At 31.9% G+C, this 16,200-nt stretch carries 16 protein-coding genes and 1 pseudogene; all 17 read right to left on the bottom strand.

Annotated elements, in window-relative coordinates:
- Positions 1–11: 11 nt before the first annotated feature.
- Positions 12–242: pseudogene (locus B5D41_RS14550) on the bottom strand ((2Fe-2S) ferredoxin domain-containing protein); the annotation flags it as partial.
- Positions 243–260: 18 nt separating this feature from the next.
- The gene (gene nuoE, locus B5D41_RS07800; protein ID WP_078810069.1) at positions 261–707 is read right to left on the bottom strand and encodes an NADH-quinone oxidoreductase subunit NuoE; all 447 of its coding nucleotides are present in this window, start codon (positions 705–707) and stop codon (positions 261–263) included.
- Positions 708–725: 18 nt separating this feature from the next.
- Entirely contained in the window at positions 726–1,136 is a 411-nt protein-coding gene (locus B5D41_RS07795; RefSeq protein WP_200806442.1) for a (2Fe-2S) ferredoxin domain-containing protein, read from the bottom strand.
- A 353-nt stretch (positions 1,137–1,489) separates the two neighbouring features.
- Entirely contained in the window at positions 1,490–3,727 is a 2,238-nt protein-coding gene (locus tag B5D41_RS07790) for a sigma 54-interacting transcriptional regulator (protein ID WP_200806441.1), read from the bottom strand.
- Positions 3,728–3,922: 195 nt separating this feature from the next.
- Positions 3,923–4,576 carry a DUF1638 domain-containing protein gene (locus B5D41_RS07785; RefSeq protein WP_078810068.1) on the bottom strand — a complete coding sequence of 218 codons (654 nt, stop codon included), beginning with the start codon at positions 4,574–4,576 and terminating at the stop codon, positions 3,923–3,925.
- A 22-nt stretch (positions 4,577–4,598) separates the two neighbouring features.
- Positions 4,599–5,828 carry an MFS transporter gene (locus B5D41_RS07780; RefSeq protein WP_159442922.1) on the bottom strand — a complete coding sequence of 410 codons (1,230 nt, stop codon included), beginning with the start codon at positions 5,826–5,828 and terminating at the stop codon, positions 4,599–4,601.
- 135 nt (positions 5,829–5,963) lie between these two features.
- A complete protein-coding gene (locus B5D41_RS07775) occupies positions 5,964–7,313 on the bottom strand; it encodes a uroporphyrinogen decarboxylase family protein (RefSeq protein ID WP_078810066.1) in 1,350 nt (449 codons plus the stop codon).
- On the bottom strand, positions 7,313–7,945 hold the full coding sequence (locus B5D41_RS07770; RefSeq protein ID WP_078810065.1) for a cobalamin B12-binding domain-containing protein: 633 nt from the start codon (positions 7,943–7,945) through the stop codon (positions 7,313–7,315). The genes B5D41_RS07775 and B5D41_RS07770 overlap by 1 nt, the downstream gene beginning before the upstream one ends.
- Before the next feature lie 135 nt (positions 7,946–8,080).
- Positions 8,081–8,884 (bottom strand): methyltetrahydrofolate cobalamin methyltransferase, encoded by an 804-nt coding sequence (locus tag B5D41_RS07765; RefSeq protein ID WP_078810064.1) that lies wholly within the window; start codon positions 8,882–8,884, stop codon positions 8,081–8,083.
- A 189-nt stretch (positions 8,885–9,073) separates the two neighbouring features.
- Positions 9,074–9,709, bottom strand: coding sequence for a cobalamin B12-binding domain-containing protein (locus B5D41_RS07760; RefSeq protein ID WP_078810063.1), 636 nt, complete (start codon positions 9,707–9,709; stop codon positions 9,074–9,076).
- A gap of 14 nt (positions 9,710–9,723) precedes the next feature.
- Positions 9,724–10,503, bottom strand: coding sequence for a GntR family transcriptional regulator (locus B5D41_RS07755; protein WP_078810062.1), 780 nt, complete (start codon positions 10,501–10,503; stop codon positions 9,724–9,726).
- Between the two features lie 158 nt (positions 10,504–10,661).
- Positions 10,662–11,768, bottom strand: coding sequence for a phospholipase D-like domain-containing protein (locus B5D41_RS07750; protein WP_078810061.1), 1,107 nt, complete (start codon positions 11,766–11,768; stop codon positions 10,662–10,664).
- Positions 11,769–12,005: 237 nt separating this feature from the next.
- Entirely contained in the window at positions 12,006–12,827 is an 822-nt protein-coding gene (gene larE, locus B5D41_RS07745) for an ATP-dependent sacrificial sulfur transferase LarE (RefSeq protein ID WP_143555679.1), read from the bottom strand.
- Positions 12,828–12,967: 140 nt separating this feature from the next.
- A complete protein-coding gene (locus B5D41_RS07740) occupies positions 12,968–13,246 on the bottom strand; it encodes a hypothetical protein (protein ID WP_078810060.1) in 279 nt (92 codons plus the stop codon).
- A gap of 17 nt (positions 13,247–13,263) precedes the next feature.
- Positions 13,264–13,746, bottom strand: coding sequence for a cytochrome c-type biogenesis protein (locus B5D41_RS07735; RefSeq protein ID WP_078810059.1), 483 nt, complete (start codon positions 13,744–13,746; stop codon positions 13,264–13,266).
- Entirely contained in the window at positions 13,739–15,721 is a 1,983-nt protein-coding gene (locus tag B5D41_RS07730; RefSeq protein WP_078810058.1) for a heme lyase CcmF/NrfE family subunit, read from the bottom strand. Before B5D41_RS07730 ends, B5D41_RS07735 begins: the two co-directional genes overlap by 8 nt.
- Before the next feature lie 44 nt (positions 15,722–15,765).
- The coding region (locus B5D41_RS14100) for a hypothetical protein (RefSeq protein WP_159442921.1) at positions 15,766–16,200 on the bottom strand (435 nt) is incomplete at its 5' end.

Below are 16,200 nucleotides of genomic sequence, written 5' to 3'. Positions count from 1 at the left end.
TCCTCTACAATCTCTTTTATATCTTCTATCTGTACTTTACCATAATAAACTCCGTCTGGATAAATAACTATTAACGGAGATACCTCACAAGGACCTAAACATTCTGTTTCTACTACTTTTATCTCCTGATCAAGATTAAATTTCTTTAATTCTTTTATTAAAGTTCTTTCAATTTCTTTAGCTCCTTTATTGGCACAACCTTCTCCACTACAAACTAATACATGACTTCTATAAAAAGCTATTGTTAGTCACTCCCTTCTTTAATACTTCTCTAAAATGGTAACTAATTTAGTAGAAGTTAAATTGCCATAAACGGTATCATTAATCATAATTGCCGGAGCAACTCCACAAACTCCTAAGCAACTAGTTAATTCTAAACTAAATTTATCATCATCAGTAGTCTCTCCAATATCAACATCTAATTTCTCCTGCACCTCAGTTAAAATATTAGTCGCCCCTTTGACATGACAAGGAGCACTCTCACATATCCTAATTATGTTTTCACCCTTTTGCTCAGTATCCAACAAAGTATAAAAAGTAGCCACCCCATATACTTTACTTAAAGGAATATTTAATTTTTTAGCTACTACTTTTAAACCTTCTTCACTCAAATAACCTAATTCTGCTTGAACTGCATGTAATACTGAAATTAAAGGTGTTCTTTCAGATGTAAAATTCTCTGTAATCTCTTCAATAGTCGCTTCCATGCTCTTTACCTCCTTAAATTATTCTTCTTCAACCTGCCATTTACCAACAACTTGATTATTAACTATATGTTGCGTAACAATTTCTCTAGCCAACTTAGGAGTTAAGTTCCCATAAAGTACCGTTGGCTGATCTTCTGCCTTTATTTGAACCAGTGGTTCCTGGTCACAAAGCCCAATACATCCTGTATGATTAACAACTACATGTTCTAACCCTCTATCTCTTAACTCATCTAAAATAACTTCTGAAATTTCTCGAGCTCCAGCAGCAATACCACAAGTCCCCATTGCAACAGTAACCTTAATTTGTTTCTCTTCATCATTGTCTTTCGAACTTTTTTTAAGTTTTTCTTGGAGTAGATTTAATTCTTTTAATGAACTTATTTTCTTATTCTTTAAATTATAGGCATCAGTTGTTACCTTTTCTTTCACTATACTCCCTCCTCACTAATGGTTAATTCTAAATTCTAATTTCTAGCTTACTAATAAATAATTGCAATTTTCATTCCAATACTTTCATTATGCTTTAAAAAACTCCGAAAAATGCTATAAAGCTTAATTTAACAGTAAATCCAATAATTCACAACCTTTTTGAGACAAATTAAAATTTTCTGAAATTTATTTAGGAACTGTATGATAATTGTACACTCTTCCTACGTGAAGGATTTCGCTTGGTGTCATGCCAGTTGATCAAGGTTAAAATAGAAAGAAGCTGTATAGTTTTCATACATGTATGAAAACTATACAGCCAAATCTGAAGGCTAATATTAATTTATAATTGTAATTTAAAGATTATATTTATTAATCTTTTGATATAAAGTTGAACGAGAAATTTCCAATAATTCTGCAGTCTGTTTCTTATTCCAATTAGTTAATTCCAACGCTTTTCTAATGGTTTGTTTTTCAACTTCTGCTATTAATTGATTAAGAGGTTTAATTTCTGTCCCATCTGTCAATACAGGAATTGCACTACCCTTCTGTAAGATATAATTAGGTAGATGATTAGGTTTAATTATATCTTCATAAGTTAGACTGAAGGTTTGAATAATTGTATTTTCTAATTCCCTTACATTGCCAGGCCAGTCATATTGCATTAATTTGTTTAAAGCTGATTTAGAAAGAGATTTTTTAGGAAGTCTCTGTTCTGCTGTTAACTTGGTAGTAATATAATCTATAATTACCGGTAAGTCTTCTATTCGAGAACGTAATGATGGGGTCTTAATTGTAATTACATTCAATCTATAATACAAATCTTCTCTAAAGTCGCCATCTTTAACCATCTGCTTTAAATCACGATTAGTGGCAGCAATTACTCGAATATCTATATTTATTGTTTGATTACCTCCAACCCTTTCTATCTCTCCTTCCTGGAGCACACGTAATAATTCCGCTTGCATCCGTAAAGACATATCTCCTACTTCATCTAAGAATATAGTACCTCCATCAGCTAATTCAAACTTACCAGGTTTGCCACCTTGCTTAGCTCCAGTAAAAGCACCTTCTTCGTAACCAAACAATTCTGCTTCTAATAAGCTTTCAGTAATAGCCGCACAATTAACCTTTATAAATGATTCATTTTTTCGCTGACTTGTATTGTGAATGGCGTGGGCAAACATCTCTTTACCAGTACCGCTCTCACCTAGAATTAAAATCGTTGATTTAGTCTGAGCAGCCTGTTGAGCTTTAATCTTAGCTTCTTTAATTTCTACACTCTTCCCTTTTATATCTCCAAAGGAATACTTAGTCTGGGAATCTTGTGATAACTTCTCTTTATAATAATTAACTTCTTCCCGGGTCTGGTCTAAAAGATAAGGTAAACACATCTCAATTTCTGCCATCCCTTGATAAACAGCCACTGCCTTTTCTCGACAAGTGTCATATCCACAGGCTCCACAGTTTAATTCATCGCTAGGAGTGACTTTATTTGTATAAGTTAATATTTCTTTAACCTCTTGTTCATTAGGAAATTCTTCATCATGAGAAACAGTTTTAAACTTACATTTTAAATCTAATTTCATTAATGCTTTTTTAAGTTGGTCCTTATTATTTTCTGATTTTTGAAGTCCATCTTCCTTAAAATATTTAGCTACCTCCCTTTGCCGAGCAAATAAGGATAACTCACTATCTATCTTAGGACCATCAATGCATCCATCACAAAATAATATATCTAATAACCTAATATCTATTTCATCGTCTAAAACACCACTGAGCAACTGATGACAATTATGACTTCCTTCAGTAATTAAGATCTCATCAGAAGAAATACTATCTAAATTAGCAGTTAAACCTCCAGATAAAGCAAAGTTATCACTATGAGGTAAATAATTTTGATTAAATTCTCTATACTCTAAATTCTTAAAGGTCTCTAATCCTTCTTCTCTAGACATTTCTTTAATCTCTTTAAAGGTTAAGACAGCATCTATCTTCCCTGCTGCTTCTTTAATTTGTATTTCTGATTTTTTGGCAATGCAAGGACCGATAAATACTACTCTCGTCTCTGGATTATTCTCTTTGATTAGATTTCCAATAACTATCATAGGTGACACTAATGGAATTAAATTATCTACTAATTGTGGATAATGTTTTTCTATTAAATTAACTACTGCTGGACAAGCAGTACTAATTAAGTTCTTCTTATTTGAATTAATTAAATATTCATCATATTTTTCTGCTATTAATTGGGCTCCTAAGGCAACTTTATAAACTTGGTCAAACCCTAATTTTTGTAACCCTGCTACTACTTGTTCTGGCTCACACTCTGTAAAAGAAGCAATAAAGGAAGGAGCTATACAGGCTACTAATTCTTCTCCTTGCTGACTCCAATTCTTAATTTCATGACGATAACTTTTTGCTTCTCTTGCATTACGGGCACAAACATCAAGACAATAACCACAAGTAATACATCTATCTTCTACTATCCGGGCTTGATTATCTTCTACTTTAATAGCTTTAACTGGACATTGTCGCACACAGGCATAACACCTTTGGCATTTAGTACCATCAATTTCTATTACAGTAGTCACTAAAATCCTCCTCAATTCCTCTTAATCTTTACTTACAATTATAACTAATAATCAATTATATGTCTAATCTATGATTGATCCTGTCTAAGCACCTTCTACTTGATAAGCTAATGTAGAAGCCCCATAAAAAATACCTCCTGAGATTCTAGATTAGAATCTCAGGAGGTATTAAAACTTTTATAATTTTATTTTATCTCATATTACATCATCATAATTAATTACTTTTTCAGGTTCTATTATAACAAAATCTTTATCCCACTCTCCACTAAAAGCCTTATATACCAACTTCAAAGATCCTTTTACTATCTCATGAGTTAAATTAAACTCTTCTGCCATATCACTGATTTCCGGAAGAATTTCTTCTGGCTTATAAGCTCCTGTATCTATTACACTTAATCTTTCATAATTATGCAACATCTTATCAAAAATAACTTCTGCTTTTTCTGGCCCATATTTATTTACACAATAAGTATACTCTTGCCAAATATTAGCCTCATTTCTTAAGTAACCTCTAGTAAAATAGTAAGATGCAATTTCTCTATCTATTTTTTGTCTTCTTTCATTTCCTCCTAAGAATAAGGAAATACAATCATCTACTTTAGGAAAGATTATTCGAGCATTTGATGAAGATAATCCTACTAAAGAATTGCCACAACTCCCAAATAGTAATATAATATTTTCTACATTTTCAATTTTATTAATTTGATCTTGAATAGCAGTATTAAGTTTATTAGGAACATTGTGAAGTCCAGAATCAATCCACAGAATCGGGTAATGCACTCCTAAATCATCTACCACAAATCTAATTTCATCTCTTAAAGTATTACAAGCAACAATAATGTTTTCCAAAGTAAAATCACCACCTTTTCAACTAACTTACCTTACTAGGAAATGTAATATTTAATGCAAAAATAGCTTGAGCAGCAAATATAAGCACTGCAACTATAAAACCTTTTGTATAGCCAAATGATGTTATTATAGGCATTACTATAAATGGTAAGCCAATAAATCCCCCAATATTCATTAAAGAAGTTAAAAGACCAGAGGCACCTCCAACATGTTGTGGTTCAACAGGGTCATCTTCCATACGAGTTAAAAAAACAGGAACTTCCATAATTAATGGTAAAGCTCCACCGGCAAGATATCCAGCAAGAGCAGTTCCAATCCATAAAACAGTAATATTATCACCTGAAAACCAGGTTAATGTCATAATTACGGCAAAAGCTATTGGTAAAATAAATAAAAATAATTTCCGTTTATCTAACTTATTAGCCCAGGTTGGAAGAGTTAAAGAACCCAAAATTCCAGGGTAAGTTAACATTGAAGCTATTCCTCCCCCAGTAGACATTGGTATTCCGTACATCTTATTTAAGCCTCCTGGATAAGCCGCCTGAACAGAAACCATACCTGCCATCGCCATGAATACAGCAAAAGCTGCTGCCCAGATGCTTTTACTTTGTATAGCAGATTTAAGACCATCCACTAAAGAAGTAGGAGGCAATTCCTTACCAGGAGGAGTATCTCTCACTATTGCAAAAAAGACTATGCCTAACACTATAATTAATATTCCAAAAAGAATATTCCCACTAGACCAGCCCGGAAGATATGGAGCTATTACTAAACCTGTTGCAATTCCTCCCATCAAGCCAGTGTTATAAATCCCAGTTGCTAACCCTGTCTCTTCAGGAGGGAACCAGATGCTTACTAGTTTAGGGAGATTAGGCATAATTAATCCTAGACCTACTCCAACAATCATCATGGGAGCTAGTAAAGAAATGAAACCATTTGCTTGAAATCTTCCTAAAATTCCAAGTCCTGAAATAATTATTCCTAATGAAGCAGTTTTTCTAAGGCCCAATCGATCAGCCAACATACCTCCACCTATAGCCAAGAGACCAGCAATCAAAAAAGGAATTGTAAAAGCAGTTGAATACTGAGACGAATCTATTTGATAAATCTCTAACAATTTATGTTCAAGCGTCGGCATAACATACCAGGCCATTGCTATAGAGAAAAAACTAAGCCAGGCAATTCCTAAGACTACCCATCGGCGTGGAGATACTATTTCTGCTTTATCACTTTGCTCTAAATTAGCGCTCATTATGTAACCACTCTCCTTTAACAGAAAATTATTCATTTTCTGAAAATATAGCCTATCAAAATTTCCTCTTAAATCATAGCTAAATTATACAGTTTAAGAGTAGGTCCAGTCTCACGACTGGACCTTTTAATTTTATTAATAGACTCCATATTCTCTTCCTGCTTCAATTATTGCCTGCATATTCTCTGGCTCGGCATCATCAACAACAACACCAGTACTAAGTATGAAACCGCCACCATCAGCTACATCATCTATAAGATTCTTTACATAATCTTTTACGTCTTCTGGAGTTCCTGTTTTAATTAATGAAGCTGAAACGTTTCCACCAATAGCAGCCTTACCACCTAAATGCTTCTTGGCTTCAACCATGTCAGTCTTATCAAATAGCCAGTAAATTCTTTCTTCTGGTAAATCTGGATCTGCTATTAAATCTAAACGTTTATTATAAGCACCTTCTACAAATAAGAATGGAACACATCCCTCTTCTATTAGTCCTAAAAGTACTTTCTTTAAAGTAGGCCAATAGAACTTCTGGAACTGTTCTCTAGACATGAAGCTATCGGCTCCTTTATGAAGAGGTATAAATACCATTGGAGAATTATTTGCAGTTGCAGCTCTTACTCCTGTCTCAACCATAATCGGTACAATTTGTTCCATGGCTTCAAGTATCTTTTCAGGACGTCGGAACATATCAATCATTAATGGTTGAGTTCCTCTTAACGTATCACTAAGTACATCAAATGGTGCTTTAGTAACCCCACCTATAAATCCTGGACGTCCATAAGTAGCGCTCACTCTTCCGTCAATCTCACTAATAGCTTGCATCCATTCAAATGCTTGTTTCCCCGCTTCCATATATTTTTCAAATGATTCTTGAACATCAGGCATTCCAACTGGGAACATACTAAAACCTACAAAAGGTAATTCAACTAAATCCGTAAAAGGAGCTAACTGAGACCACGGGGTTAAACTTCCAAATATTCGCGGTAAATATTTTCTCATCCAGAAACCAGATGGATCAGCAATAAGTTCATCGTATTCATCAGCCTTCATGTATTCATCTTCAACACATTGGTAAGATGTGTCTGGATCTGTTCCATGACCAGGCCATCTATATAATTGATAATCAAGTGTTTCAAATACAGGTCCAGGACCAATCATAGTAGTTGAAACCAAAAAATCAAAATTAAAATCTTTATTAAACTTTTCCCAGGCCATACCTAGTTTATCATAATCATACATTGCTTCCTCAGCAGTAATCCCGGCATATTCTGCTGGATAAAAACCCATATTAGGTACAATAGGAACTCTATCTGGCTCTCTTAATTCAATTACATCTTTTAATCTATCTACAGCTTTCTTATAGTCTTCTTCAGCTTCCTCGTCTACGAACTCAATATTTTCAGGAGATCTATAGGACTCAAATCTTGTCTCAAACTTCTCATCAGAGCTAAGTTCATCCCAGTTATCAGTAAGTTTCATCATTACTCACTCCCCATCCATTTCTTTGCTAATGCCACAGCTTCCATAGCATCATCACCAAAAGCGTCAGCTCCAGTATATTTTCTAATTTGATCGTCAATCGGTCCTCCACCAATCATTATCTTAACATTATCTCGTAATCCTTCAGCTTTAATAGTATCTATAGTTTCTTTCATTTTGTCAAAGACAGTTGTTAAAAATCCACTTAGAGCAACAATATCAGGATCAACCTCTTCAATCTTATCTATAAACTTTTGAATCGGAGCATCTACACCTATATCATGTACTTCAAAACCATTGATATCTAACATGAAAGCCACAATATCTTTACCAATATCATGAATATCACCTTGAACTGTTCCTAATACAATAGTTCCTAGCTTTTCACCATCTTCTTCTTCTTCTAAATGAGGTTTTAAGACTTTCATGATATCATTTAACATTTCACCAGACATCATGAGTTCTGGAAGAAAGTATTCACCTTCTTCAAAGCGATTACCGATAACCTCCATAGCTTTTTTACAATCATCTAATATCTCTCTAGGGTTTATTCCATCTTCAATCTGACTCTTTATTAAATCTAGTGCTTCATCTTCTCTTAAATCTGCCATTAATTCTACTAAGTTTCCAGACATAAATTTTACCTCCTTTATAATTTAAAAGCAAATTAATATTTTTTCAATAATTAACTCCAGCTCACTCTTCCTAAATTTTTATATCTTGATGATACCTCCTTTCTTTTTTAAGTTTAATAACATTTATGTTAAAATTTAAATAGTTAACTTATTACTTTTTGCTGCTTTAATATAATTACCACAATATTTATCATTGCCTAAAAGAGTATCTCCTGCTATAGCTAAAGACATAATCTTTTCATCTAATGGGTCTAAAATAGCACTATCCATCCCCCTACTCATACCTAATACTACATAAGTTTGATTTAGTAATCGTCTCATTGGTAAACCATGAGAAATATTACTTAGCCCACAGGTAATATGGATATCCTCATATTTATCAGTAATTGTATCTATAGCATTTAAGATTTCAATTCCCATCTTAACATCAGTCCCAATCGGTTGAACTATTGGATCTACATAAATATTCTCCATAGAAATTCCATCATCAATTAAAGCTTCAACTAACTTAGTAGCTACATTGATTCTATCATCAGCATTCTTAGGCATCCCACTATCATCCATAGCTAACGCTACTACGGAAGCATTATATTCTTGCAACAATGGTAAAATCTGTTCATATCTTTCTTCTTCAGCAGTAATAGAATTAATTATAGCACCTTTTTCATGTTCATACGCTTCTAAACCACGTTTAAGTGCCTCTGGATTAGGACTATCTATACAAAGTGGTACATCTACAACTTCCTGAACTGTTTTAACTAACCATTCTAATGCTTCTGGTTCTTCTTTAATTAGAGTCCCACAATTAACATCAATATAATCTGCACCTACTTCTTCTTGTTTTTTAGCTAAATCTTGAATAAATTCTTTATCTCTCTCCTTAACTGCTGGTTCTACTCCTTCTCTACTAGTGTTAATTAGTTCTCCAATAATTATCATTTAATCCTCACTCCTTTAATATGGATGATATAATTTGTATTAATTTAAAGAATTATAATCTAATAACTTTTACTTCTATCAGATTATAATTACGTGGAAATCACTATACAACCATTGTGGATGTATAGTTGTATAGACATGTGAAATCAAAAACAATGTCCCTAATATTCTGAAAATTATTAATTTGAATTAGAAATTCTCTTCTAGTATATCTTTAACTAATTCAACAGCATTATTAGCATCAGTTTCAAAATAATCTGCTCCTGTATACTCTTTAATATTCTGATTGACAGGATATCCACCTATAATAATTGTGACTTCATCTCTTAGATCTGATTCACTTATTAAATCAATAACTTTTTTTACCTCATTAATTGTAAATGTTAAAAGTACGGAAATACCAAGAACAGATGCTCCAGTCTCTTCTAATCCTTTGACAAATTCTTCTGGTTTAACATCTACACCTAAATCATAAACATTAATTCCAACTGATTTTAACAAATAAATAACAAGATTCTTTCCTAAATCATGAATATCTCCTTCAATGGTTCCCATAACAATATCAATTTCACCATCATCACCATGCTCCTTAGGAAAATATGGTGCTAAAATCTCCATTACACATCTTAATATCTCTTCTGACATTATTAAGTCTGATAAAAAGTAAGTTCTATCACTATATCTTTTACCTACAATTTCTACTCCCAATTGGCATTGCTCTACAATTTCTAGAGGTGTTATATCATTTTCAATTTTCTCTCTAACTAATGTTAGTGCTTTCTCTTCCTCTAAATCAGCAACTGCATTAATTAAGTCTTTTTTCATGCTCATAAACCCCTTTAATCTCCGGTAGTATTATCCATTGACCAACTAATTGTACTAGTAAATTTAAAACGATCTCCTCGACAAACTGATTTACCCCATCCAACTGGATTCTTATCAGCATCATATAATGTCTGCTCAACAACAAATACTGGTTCATTCAACTCTATTCCAAGAACTACTGTCTCTTCTTCTGTAGCTACTGATGCATGTAAGATTCGCTTACTCATTGTAGGAAACTTTTCTCCATGAAGAGTAGCTAAATTTGATAATGAAGGATCATTTAATTCCGATTCCAATATTGGTTTCTGCTTAGTATATACTACATATTTATTTTCATAAACTAATGGTTCTTCTTGTGTTGATAAAAGCAAGCGGTAATATAGACAATTAGTATTTAAAGGAACGTTTAATTTTTTAGCAAGCAATTTATCTGCCCTAACTATTTTCACCCCTAAAAGCTTAGTACGAGGTTGCATCCCTCTTTTTCTTATCTCTTCATGAAAATTTTTCAATTCAAATATAACATCTTCTAATTTAGGTTTGGCTACAAAGGTTCCTTTCCCTTTTTGAGTATAAACCATACCAGCATTTGTGAGTTCAGAAATTGCTCTACGTACCGTCATCCGACTAATATCATACTTTTCAGAAATTTCATTCTCAGACGGTAACGCTTCTCCTGGAGTAAGTCTACCTTGCAAAATTTGCTTTTCAAAAATTTTTGCTAGTTGATAATATATAGGAATAACAGAATCTTTATCAAGTTTTTTTACTTCTTGGTTATAATTTTTTATCATAAACCTCACCTTGTATAGACATCTACACTTCATTTGATTAAATAATACCATAAATAAGTAAATCAGTCAAGAAATTTATGGTATTATTTAATATTAATGAAAAATTAGAATAATTAAATCTTATTTTACGCATTAGTTTTAAAATTAATATATTAAGTTTAACATAACACTGCTTCTGTCAAAGCAATTAAACTATTGTAGTCTAAATTCTTATCCTCAGAAATCAATTGGCATTCCTGTAAATGTTTCTCTCTCCATCTATTCCACTTATTATCTATATCAACCTCATTCTCCACTAATACATTTAATTCTGATAATTTACTCATTCCAAGCTTATGTAAGTTTGCTGACCCTAAAAAGAATTTACATCTATCTATACAGATAAACTTAGAATGAATCATTCTATCTGACATATAAACCTTTACTTTTGAATTGGACTCATCAATTATTTTATGCAAAATATGTTGATTCAGTGACTGCTGAACATTGGACTCTCTAGAAGTTATTATAGTAACATTAATTCCTCTTTTGGAAGCAGCAATAATTTCTTCTGTTATATCCCGGTCACCAAAATAAGCCATCTCTATATCTACTCTGTATCGTGCTCCCTTTAACAGTTTCAAAACTTTAGGTTTGATTTCAAAGAGATTCTGTTCTCTGATATTAAAATAAAATTCAACATCTTGATAACCAATTTTAGAGCTTTTACCGGTGTATCTATTCCAAAAATAATCCACTAATTTAGAATCCACAAATTTAATCATATAATCTGCATATTCTTCAGTTCTTCCATCAATTGTTTTATCACCAATATTAATTCCACCTAAAATCAATACTTCATTATCAAAAACATAAAACTTAGAATGATCATGTCTCTCCTTATCAGCTTCTATTGTAATATTATTATGATTTAACATTCTATTTAATCTTTCATTTCTAGATTGTTTTTTAGAACGATTATTATCTCTATAATATAAAAATGAAAGAACCCATTCTTTAATTGTTAAAACAACTTCTAAATCTTTATGAAAAAAACTCTGTTTCTGCTGTTCAATTCTTTCAAATACTGCTCCAGCCTTATCCTTTATAATGTTGATTTTTACTCCTCTATCAGCTGCTTTAATCAGTTCTTCAGCTATTAAATTTCCAATATTATCATCACGCCAAATATACATACGGATATAGATTGATTCTTTAGCTTCCTTTATCTGTTTAATAATTTCAGCAAAAAATTCAGTTTCATTAATCAATAACTCTTTTTCCATTCTAGCTACATCTCCTTCTATCTTATAAATTACTGAGATATATTATTAATTTATCAGTTGTATTATTCTATAATAAAATCTTTTAATAAAAACAACCAATTTTAATTATAACATCTATTAAATTAAATGAAAACCTCTTTTAGCAAACTTGTTCTAAATTAGACGAGTTATCAACGATCAAACTAAATCTTGCTTGGTTTTATACATTTACTTTCAGAAATTGACTTACTTCTTATCTTACTGATTTAGTACTTCATTCATACTTCCAGTTCGATAGCCTTCTAAGTCCATGGTAATATAAACATAACCAATTTCTTTAAATTTAGCAATTAGCTCTTCTCGCAAATCCAATAATTGCTCAAAATCTTCAGAATTTAATTCAATCCGAGCCGTATTTTCATCATGATGACGAACTCTTAATTGTTGCCAGGAATATTGACGTAAGTAAGCCTCAGCTTGATCAACCATCTCCAATTTATCAACAGTTATTTCATCACCATATGGAAAGCGAGAAGATAGACAAGCAAAAGCAGGTTTATCCCAAGTCGGTAATCCTAATTCTTTGGATACCTCACGAATATTATCTTTAGTAAAGCCTATCTCTTTTAAAGGACTTAATATTTCTAACTCCCTAGCAGCATCGGCTCCAGGCCTATAATCACTTATATCATCATAATTTGCCCCATCAGCTACGTTATTATAACCTTCTTCTTTAGCTATCTTCTTTAAAGACTTAAATAATTCAGATTTACAATAATAACAACGTCTCGGAGGGTTTTTTACAAATTTTTCATTATCTAATTCTTCAGTATAAGTAACTAAATGTGGTGCACCAATCTCTTCTACCAAATCTTTCGCTTCTTTTAATTGCTCATCCGGATAAGTTTCAGCGCTAGAAGTAATAGCCAATACATTATCACCTAATACATCATAAGCAACTTTAAGTAAGAAAGTACTATCTACTCCTCCAGAAAAACCAATAACTAAATTCTCTAAATTAGCCAAATAACCTTTAAGTTTATTATATTTCCTTTCCGCCTCTTTTGATAAGTTAATCATAATTAATTCCTCCACTATTAATATTTTTATATAATTTAAATTGTTTTAATAAGTCATTTAATTCCTATACCATATTATTTAGTGTTGAAAATAAAGTGTCTAAAGCTCTTTAGAATATAAGAACTTTAGACATTTAACCTTTAACTATTCTCTTCTTCTTGTAATACTTCCACAGCTAACTTCTGTAATCGCCCCTTTAACTCATGATAATCCTCTTCAGATAATTTATTCATTTGATAATCTAGTTCTATTTCACCTAATTCTGAAAAAACAGCTTCTTTTCTTAGTTCTATATCTTCTTCTAAGGAGACTATTCTTTCTTTATAATCTAATTCATCAATCTCATCATTCGTTAAGATAGGGTATCCTATTAAATAAAGCCCCATAATCCCAAAAACAATACCGGTTATTATGCTCATATCATCTCCTCCTTAAGTTATAAATACTTTTTAAATTCATCATTTAATTTTTCTTCATATTCTTCCTGCTCTTCGGAACTTATTTGTAATTCTTGATCTGAATTACCATTTGCTTCATAAGCTATCTGCCATTTATTGGTGATGTAGTAAATGAATATCCCACCAATTATAATTACTAGAAACGGCATAATCCAGGCAATTAGATTAAATCCTTCCTTAGTTGGGGCTGCATATACTTGTTCTCCATATTGTTTAATAAAAGTGTCAACAATCTCTTCTTTAGTCATCCCTTTATCTATCATTCCGGAAATTTTTTCTCTCATTTCCTGAGCAGCATCGGTTCGACAGACTGAAACTAACATTTCACAACCAACCATCTTTATCTCACTACCTACTTCTTTTACTGTTACAGCATAACTAATTCCTGAAGTAAAAATAACTATTATGCTTATTAAAATCGAAGTAGCAATCATCTTTTTAGCAATCATCTTTTTAGCCATCTCTATGCATCTCCTTTAACAACTCAATAGAACGTTGTCTCTTATCAGGCCAAACTGCAATTAAGGTACCGATGATTAAAATATTTACTCCAAAGAATAGCCAACCGATTAAAGGATTAATAATCACTTTAAATATAGCTTTTTGACCACTATCTGTCCAACCAGCTAAAATCAAATATAAATCCTCTTTAATGCTACTTTTAAAATCAACTTCTGTAACAGGTTCTTCCGATGTTTTAAAGTATTGTTTTGCTGGTCTTAAAGTAGTATATGACTTTCCATTTCTTCTCACATCTAAATCAGCATAAACTGTAGTCTTGTTGGGATCTTCATTAATTTTCAAACCATTATATGTAATATTATAATCATGGTATTCAATGACTTCTCCTTTATTAACTGTAACTTCCATCTCTTTTTGATAGGCACTAGATCCTGTAATTCCGATTACCATAATAATCACAGCTAAATGAACTATATAACCGCCATAACGCCGTCGATTACGACTAATTAATCTAACTAAAGATGTCATAACTCCTTCATCTGTCATTTTCATTCTAGCTTTAACCCCGCGATAGAACTCCAAGAATATTGTTATTAAAACAAAGAAACAAGAGGTAGTCGCTAATAGTGGATATAAACTTCTAATATTGAAAATAACATAAAATCCTAATGCAGAAATTAGACTTAAGACAAAGGGAATCATGAAGTTCTTCTTTAAATTTTTAAATGATGATTTACGCCAGGCAATTAAAGGGCAAATCCCTGTTAAGATAACTAATAAAATCCCAATTGGTACATTTACTTGATTATAAAACGGTGGCCCAACTGTAACCTTAACTCCTCTGATTGCTTCGGAAATAATTGGATAAATGGTTCCCCAAAAAGTAGCAAATGCTGCTCCTACCAATAATAAATTATTAAATAAGAAACTACTTTCTTTAGATAATATAGATTCAAATTCATTTTCACTCTCAAGTGTCTTACGATTTATAGCAAACAAGTTAAGAGCTCCTGCTAAAACAACTCCCATAAAGATTAAGAAGTATAATCCAACTTTAGACTCACCAAATGCATGTACTGAAGATAATACTCCACTTCGAGTTAAAAATGTCCCAAATAATGTTAAAACGAATGTGATAATTATTAATAATACATTCCAGACCTTTAACATTCCTTTACGTTCTTGAATCATTACTGAATGTAGAAAAGCTGTACTAGTTAGCCAGGGTAATAAAGAAGCATTTTCTACTGGGTCCCAAGCCCAATAACCTCCCCAACCTAATTCTACATAAGCCCACTGACCTCCAGAAATTATACCTATACTTAAAAATAACCAAGAGATCAATGTCCACTTTCTAGTTAATTTAATCCAAGTTGCTCCAGACTTTTTCAAAAATAATGCTGCCATAGCAAAAGCAAAAGGTACTGTAAAGCCCACATAACCTAAGTATAATGTTACTGGGTGAATTACCATTCCTACATTTTGCAGCATTGGATTTAATCCTTGTCCATCTTGAGGAACAAATCCTAGCTCAGTAAAAGGATTAGCTTCAAAATTAAGTAATGCTGCAAAAAACAGACCAATTATCATTATAATCAAGCTAGCGTATGGTCTCATCTTTGCTCCTTCAGGCTTTTTAGAAAGAGCAATTATTGCAGCATATATAGAAAGAACCCAAAACCATAATAATAATGAACCACTGTTACCGGCCCAAAAGGCTGAAATTTTATAAAATAATGGTAGAGCTTGATTAGTATAATGAGCTACATATTTAATACTAAAATCACTAGTAATTAACGCATAAAGTAATGAAATTGAAGCAACTGTTGTCAAAATAGCATTAGTAAAAACCCCATTTTGGGCACTCTTTAATAACTTTTTATTCTTCTTTATTAAACCTACAATATAAGCAATTATTGAATAAATTGTAAATAGTAATGACATCAGTAAGGCGACTGATCCAACTTCAGGCATTCTAATACCTCCTCAGTTAATCTTTAATTTATTGATTTTTAAGTTTAATCTTCTATATCATCTATAATATCTTGATAAGTTTTTTCACTTATCTTACCTTCTAATAATAAGTTTCTAGCTTTTTTCTTTTCTTCTTTTGGACTTAAACTTTTATTATTTTTCTTCTTGTTTCTCTTGTTTTTCTTCTTGTTTCTATGTTTATTCTTTGTCGAAGTTGAATCATCACTAATCATATTATAAATAAAATAGCCCATTATCCCAATAATAATAATTGCTAAAATTAATAACATTGAATTATTAGAATTCGATTCATTACTAACAGGCTGTTGACTAGCAACTGCGTCTGTATTTTGATTATTAGTTCTAGTAATAGATGGTCCAGTGTTAGAACGATCATATTTAACTGTTATGTTGACATTTTCTCCTTCATTTAAATTCACTAATTGATAAAAATGGTTTTTAAGTCCATAGCCATCAGT

It is taken from the genome of Selenihalanaerobacter shriftii (assembly GCF_900167185.1).
GTDB lineage: Bacteria > Bacillota > Halanaerobiia > Halobacteroidales > Acetohalobiaceae > Selenihalanaerobacter > Selenihalanaerobacter shriftii.
The sequence above is the reverse complement of the archived record's forward strand: the minus strand, read 5'-3'. Positions and strand labels throughout refer to the sequence as shown.

What these genes read in the sequence shown, in the direction of transcription:
- B5D41_RS07730 (WP_078810058.1), bottom strand. Translation starts at nt 15,721, where the DNA reads ATGCCTGAAGTTGGATCAGTCGCCTTACTGATGTCATTACTATTTACA.
- B5D41_RS07750 (WP_078810061.1), bottom strand. Translation starts at nt 11,768, where the DNA reads ATGGAAAAAGAGTTATTGATTAATGAAACTGAATTTTTTGCTGAAATT.
- B5D41_RS07775 (WP_078810066.1), bottom strand. Translation starts at nt 7,313, where the DNA reads ATGATGAAACTTACTGATAACTGGGATGAACTTAGCTCTGATGAGAAG.
- B5D41_RS07740 (WP_078810060.1), bottom strand. Translation starts at nt 13,246, where the DNA reads ATGAGCATAATAACCGGTATTGTTTTTGGGATTATGGGGCTTTATTTA.
- B5D41_RS07755 (WP_078810062.1), bottom strand. Translation starts at nt 10,503, where the DNA reads ATGATAAAAAATTATAACCAAGAAGTAAAAAAACTTGATAAAGATTCT.
- B5D41_RS07765 (WP_078810064.1), bottom strand. Translation starts at nt 8,884, where the DNA reads ATGATAATTATTGGAGAACTAATTAACACTAGTAGAGAAGGAGTAGAA.
- B5D41_RS07780 (WP_159442922.1), bottom strand. Translation starts at nt 5,828, where the DNA reads ATGAGCGCTAATTTAGAGCAAAGTGATAAAGCAGAAATAGTATCTCCA.
- B5D41_RS07735 (WP_078810059.1), bottom strand. Translation starts at nt 13,746, where the DNA reads ATGGCTAAAAAGATGATTGCTAAAAAGATGATTGCTACTTCGATTTTA.
- nuoE (WP_078810069.1), bottom strand. Translation starts at nt 707, where the DNA reads ATGGAAGCGACTATTGAAGAGATTACAGAGAATTTTACATCTGAAAGA.
- larE (WP_143555679.1), bottom strand. Translation starts at nt 12,827, where the DNA reads ATGATTAACTTATCAAAAGAGGCGGAAAGGAAATATAATAAACTTAAA.
- B5D41_RS07770 (WP_078810065.1), bottom strand. Translation starts at nt 7,945, where the DNA reads ATGTCTGGAAACTTAGTAGAATTAATGGCAGATTTAAGAGAAGATGAA.
- B5D41_RS07760 (WP_078810063.1), bottom strand. Translation starts at nt 9,709, where the DNA reads ATGAAAAAAGACTTAATTAATGCAGTTGCTGATTTAGAGGAAGAGAAA.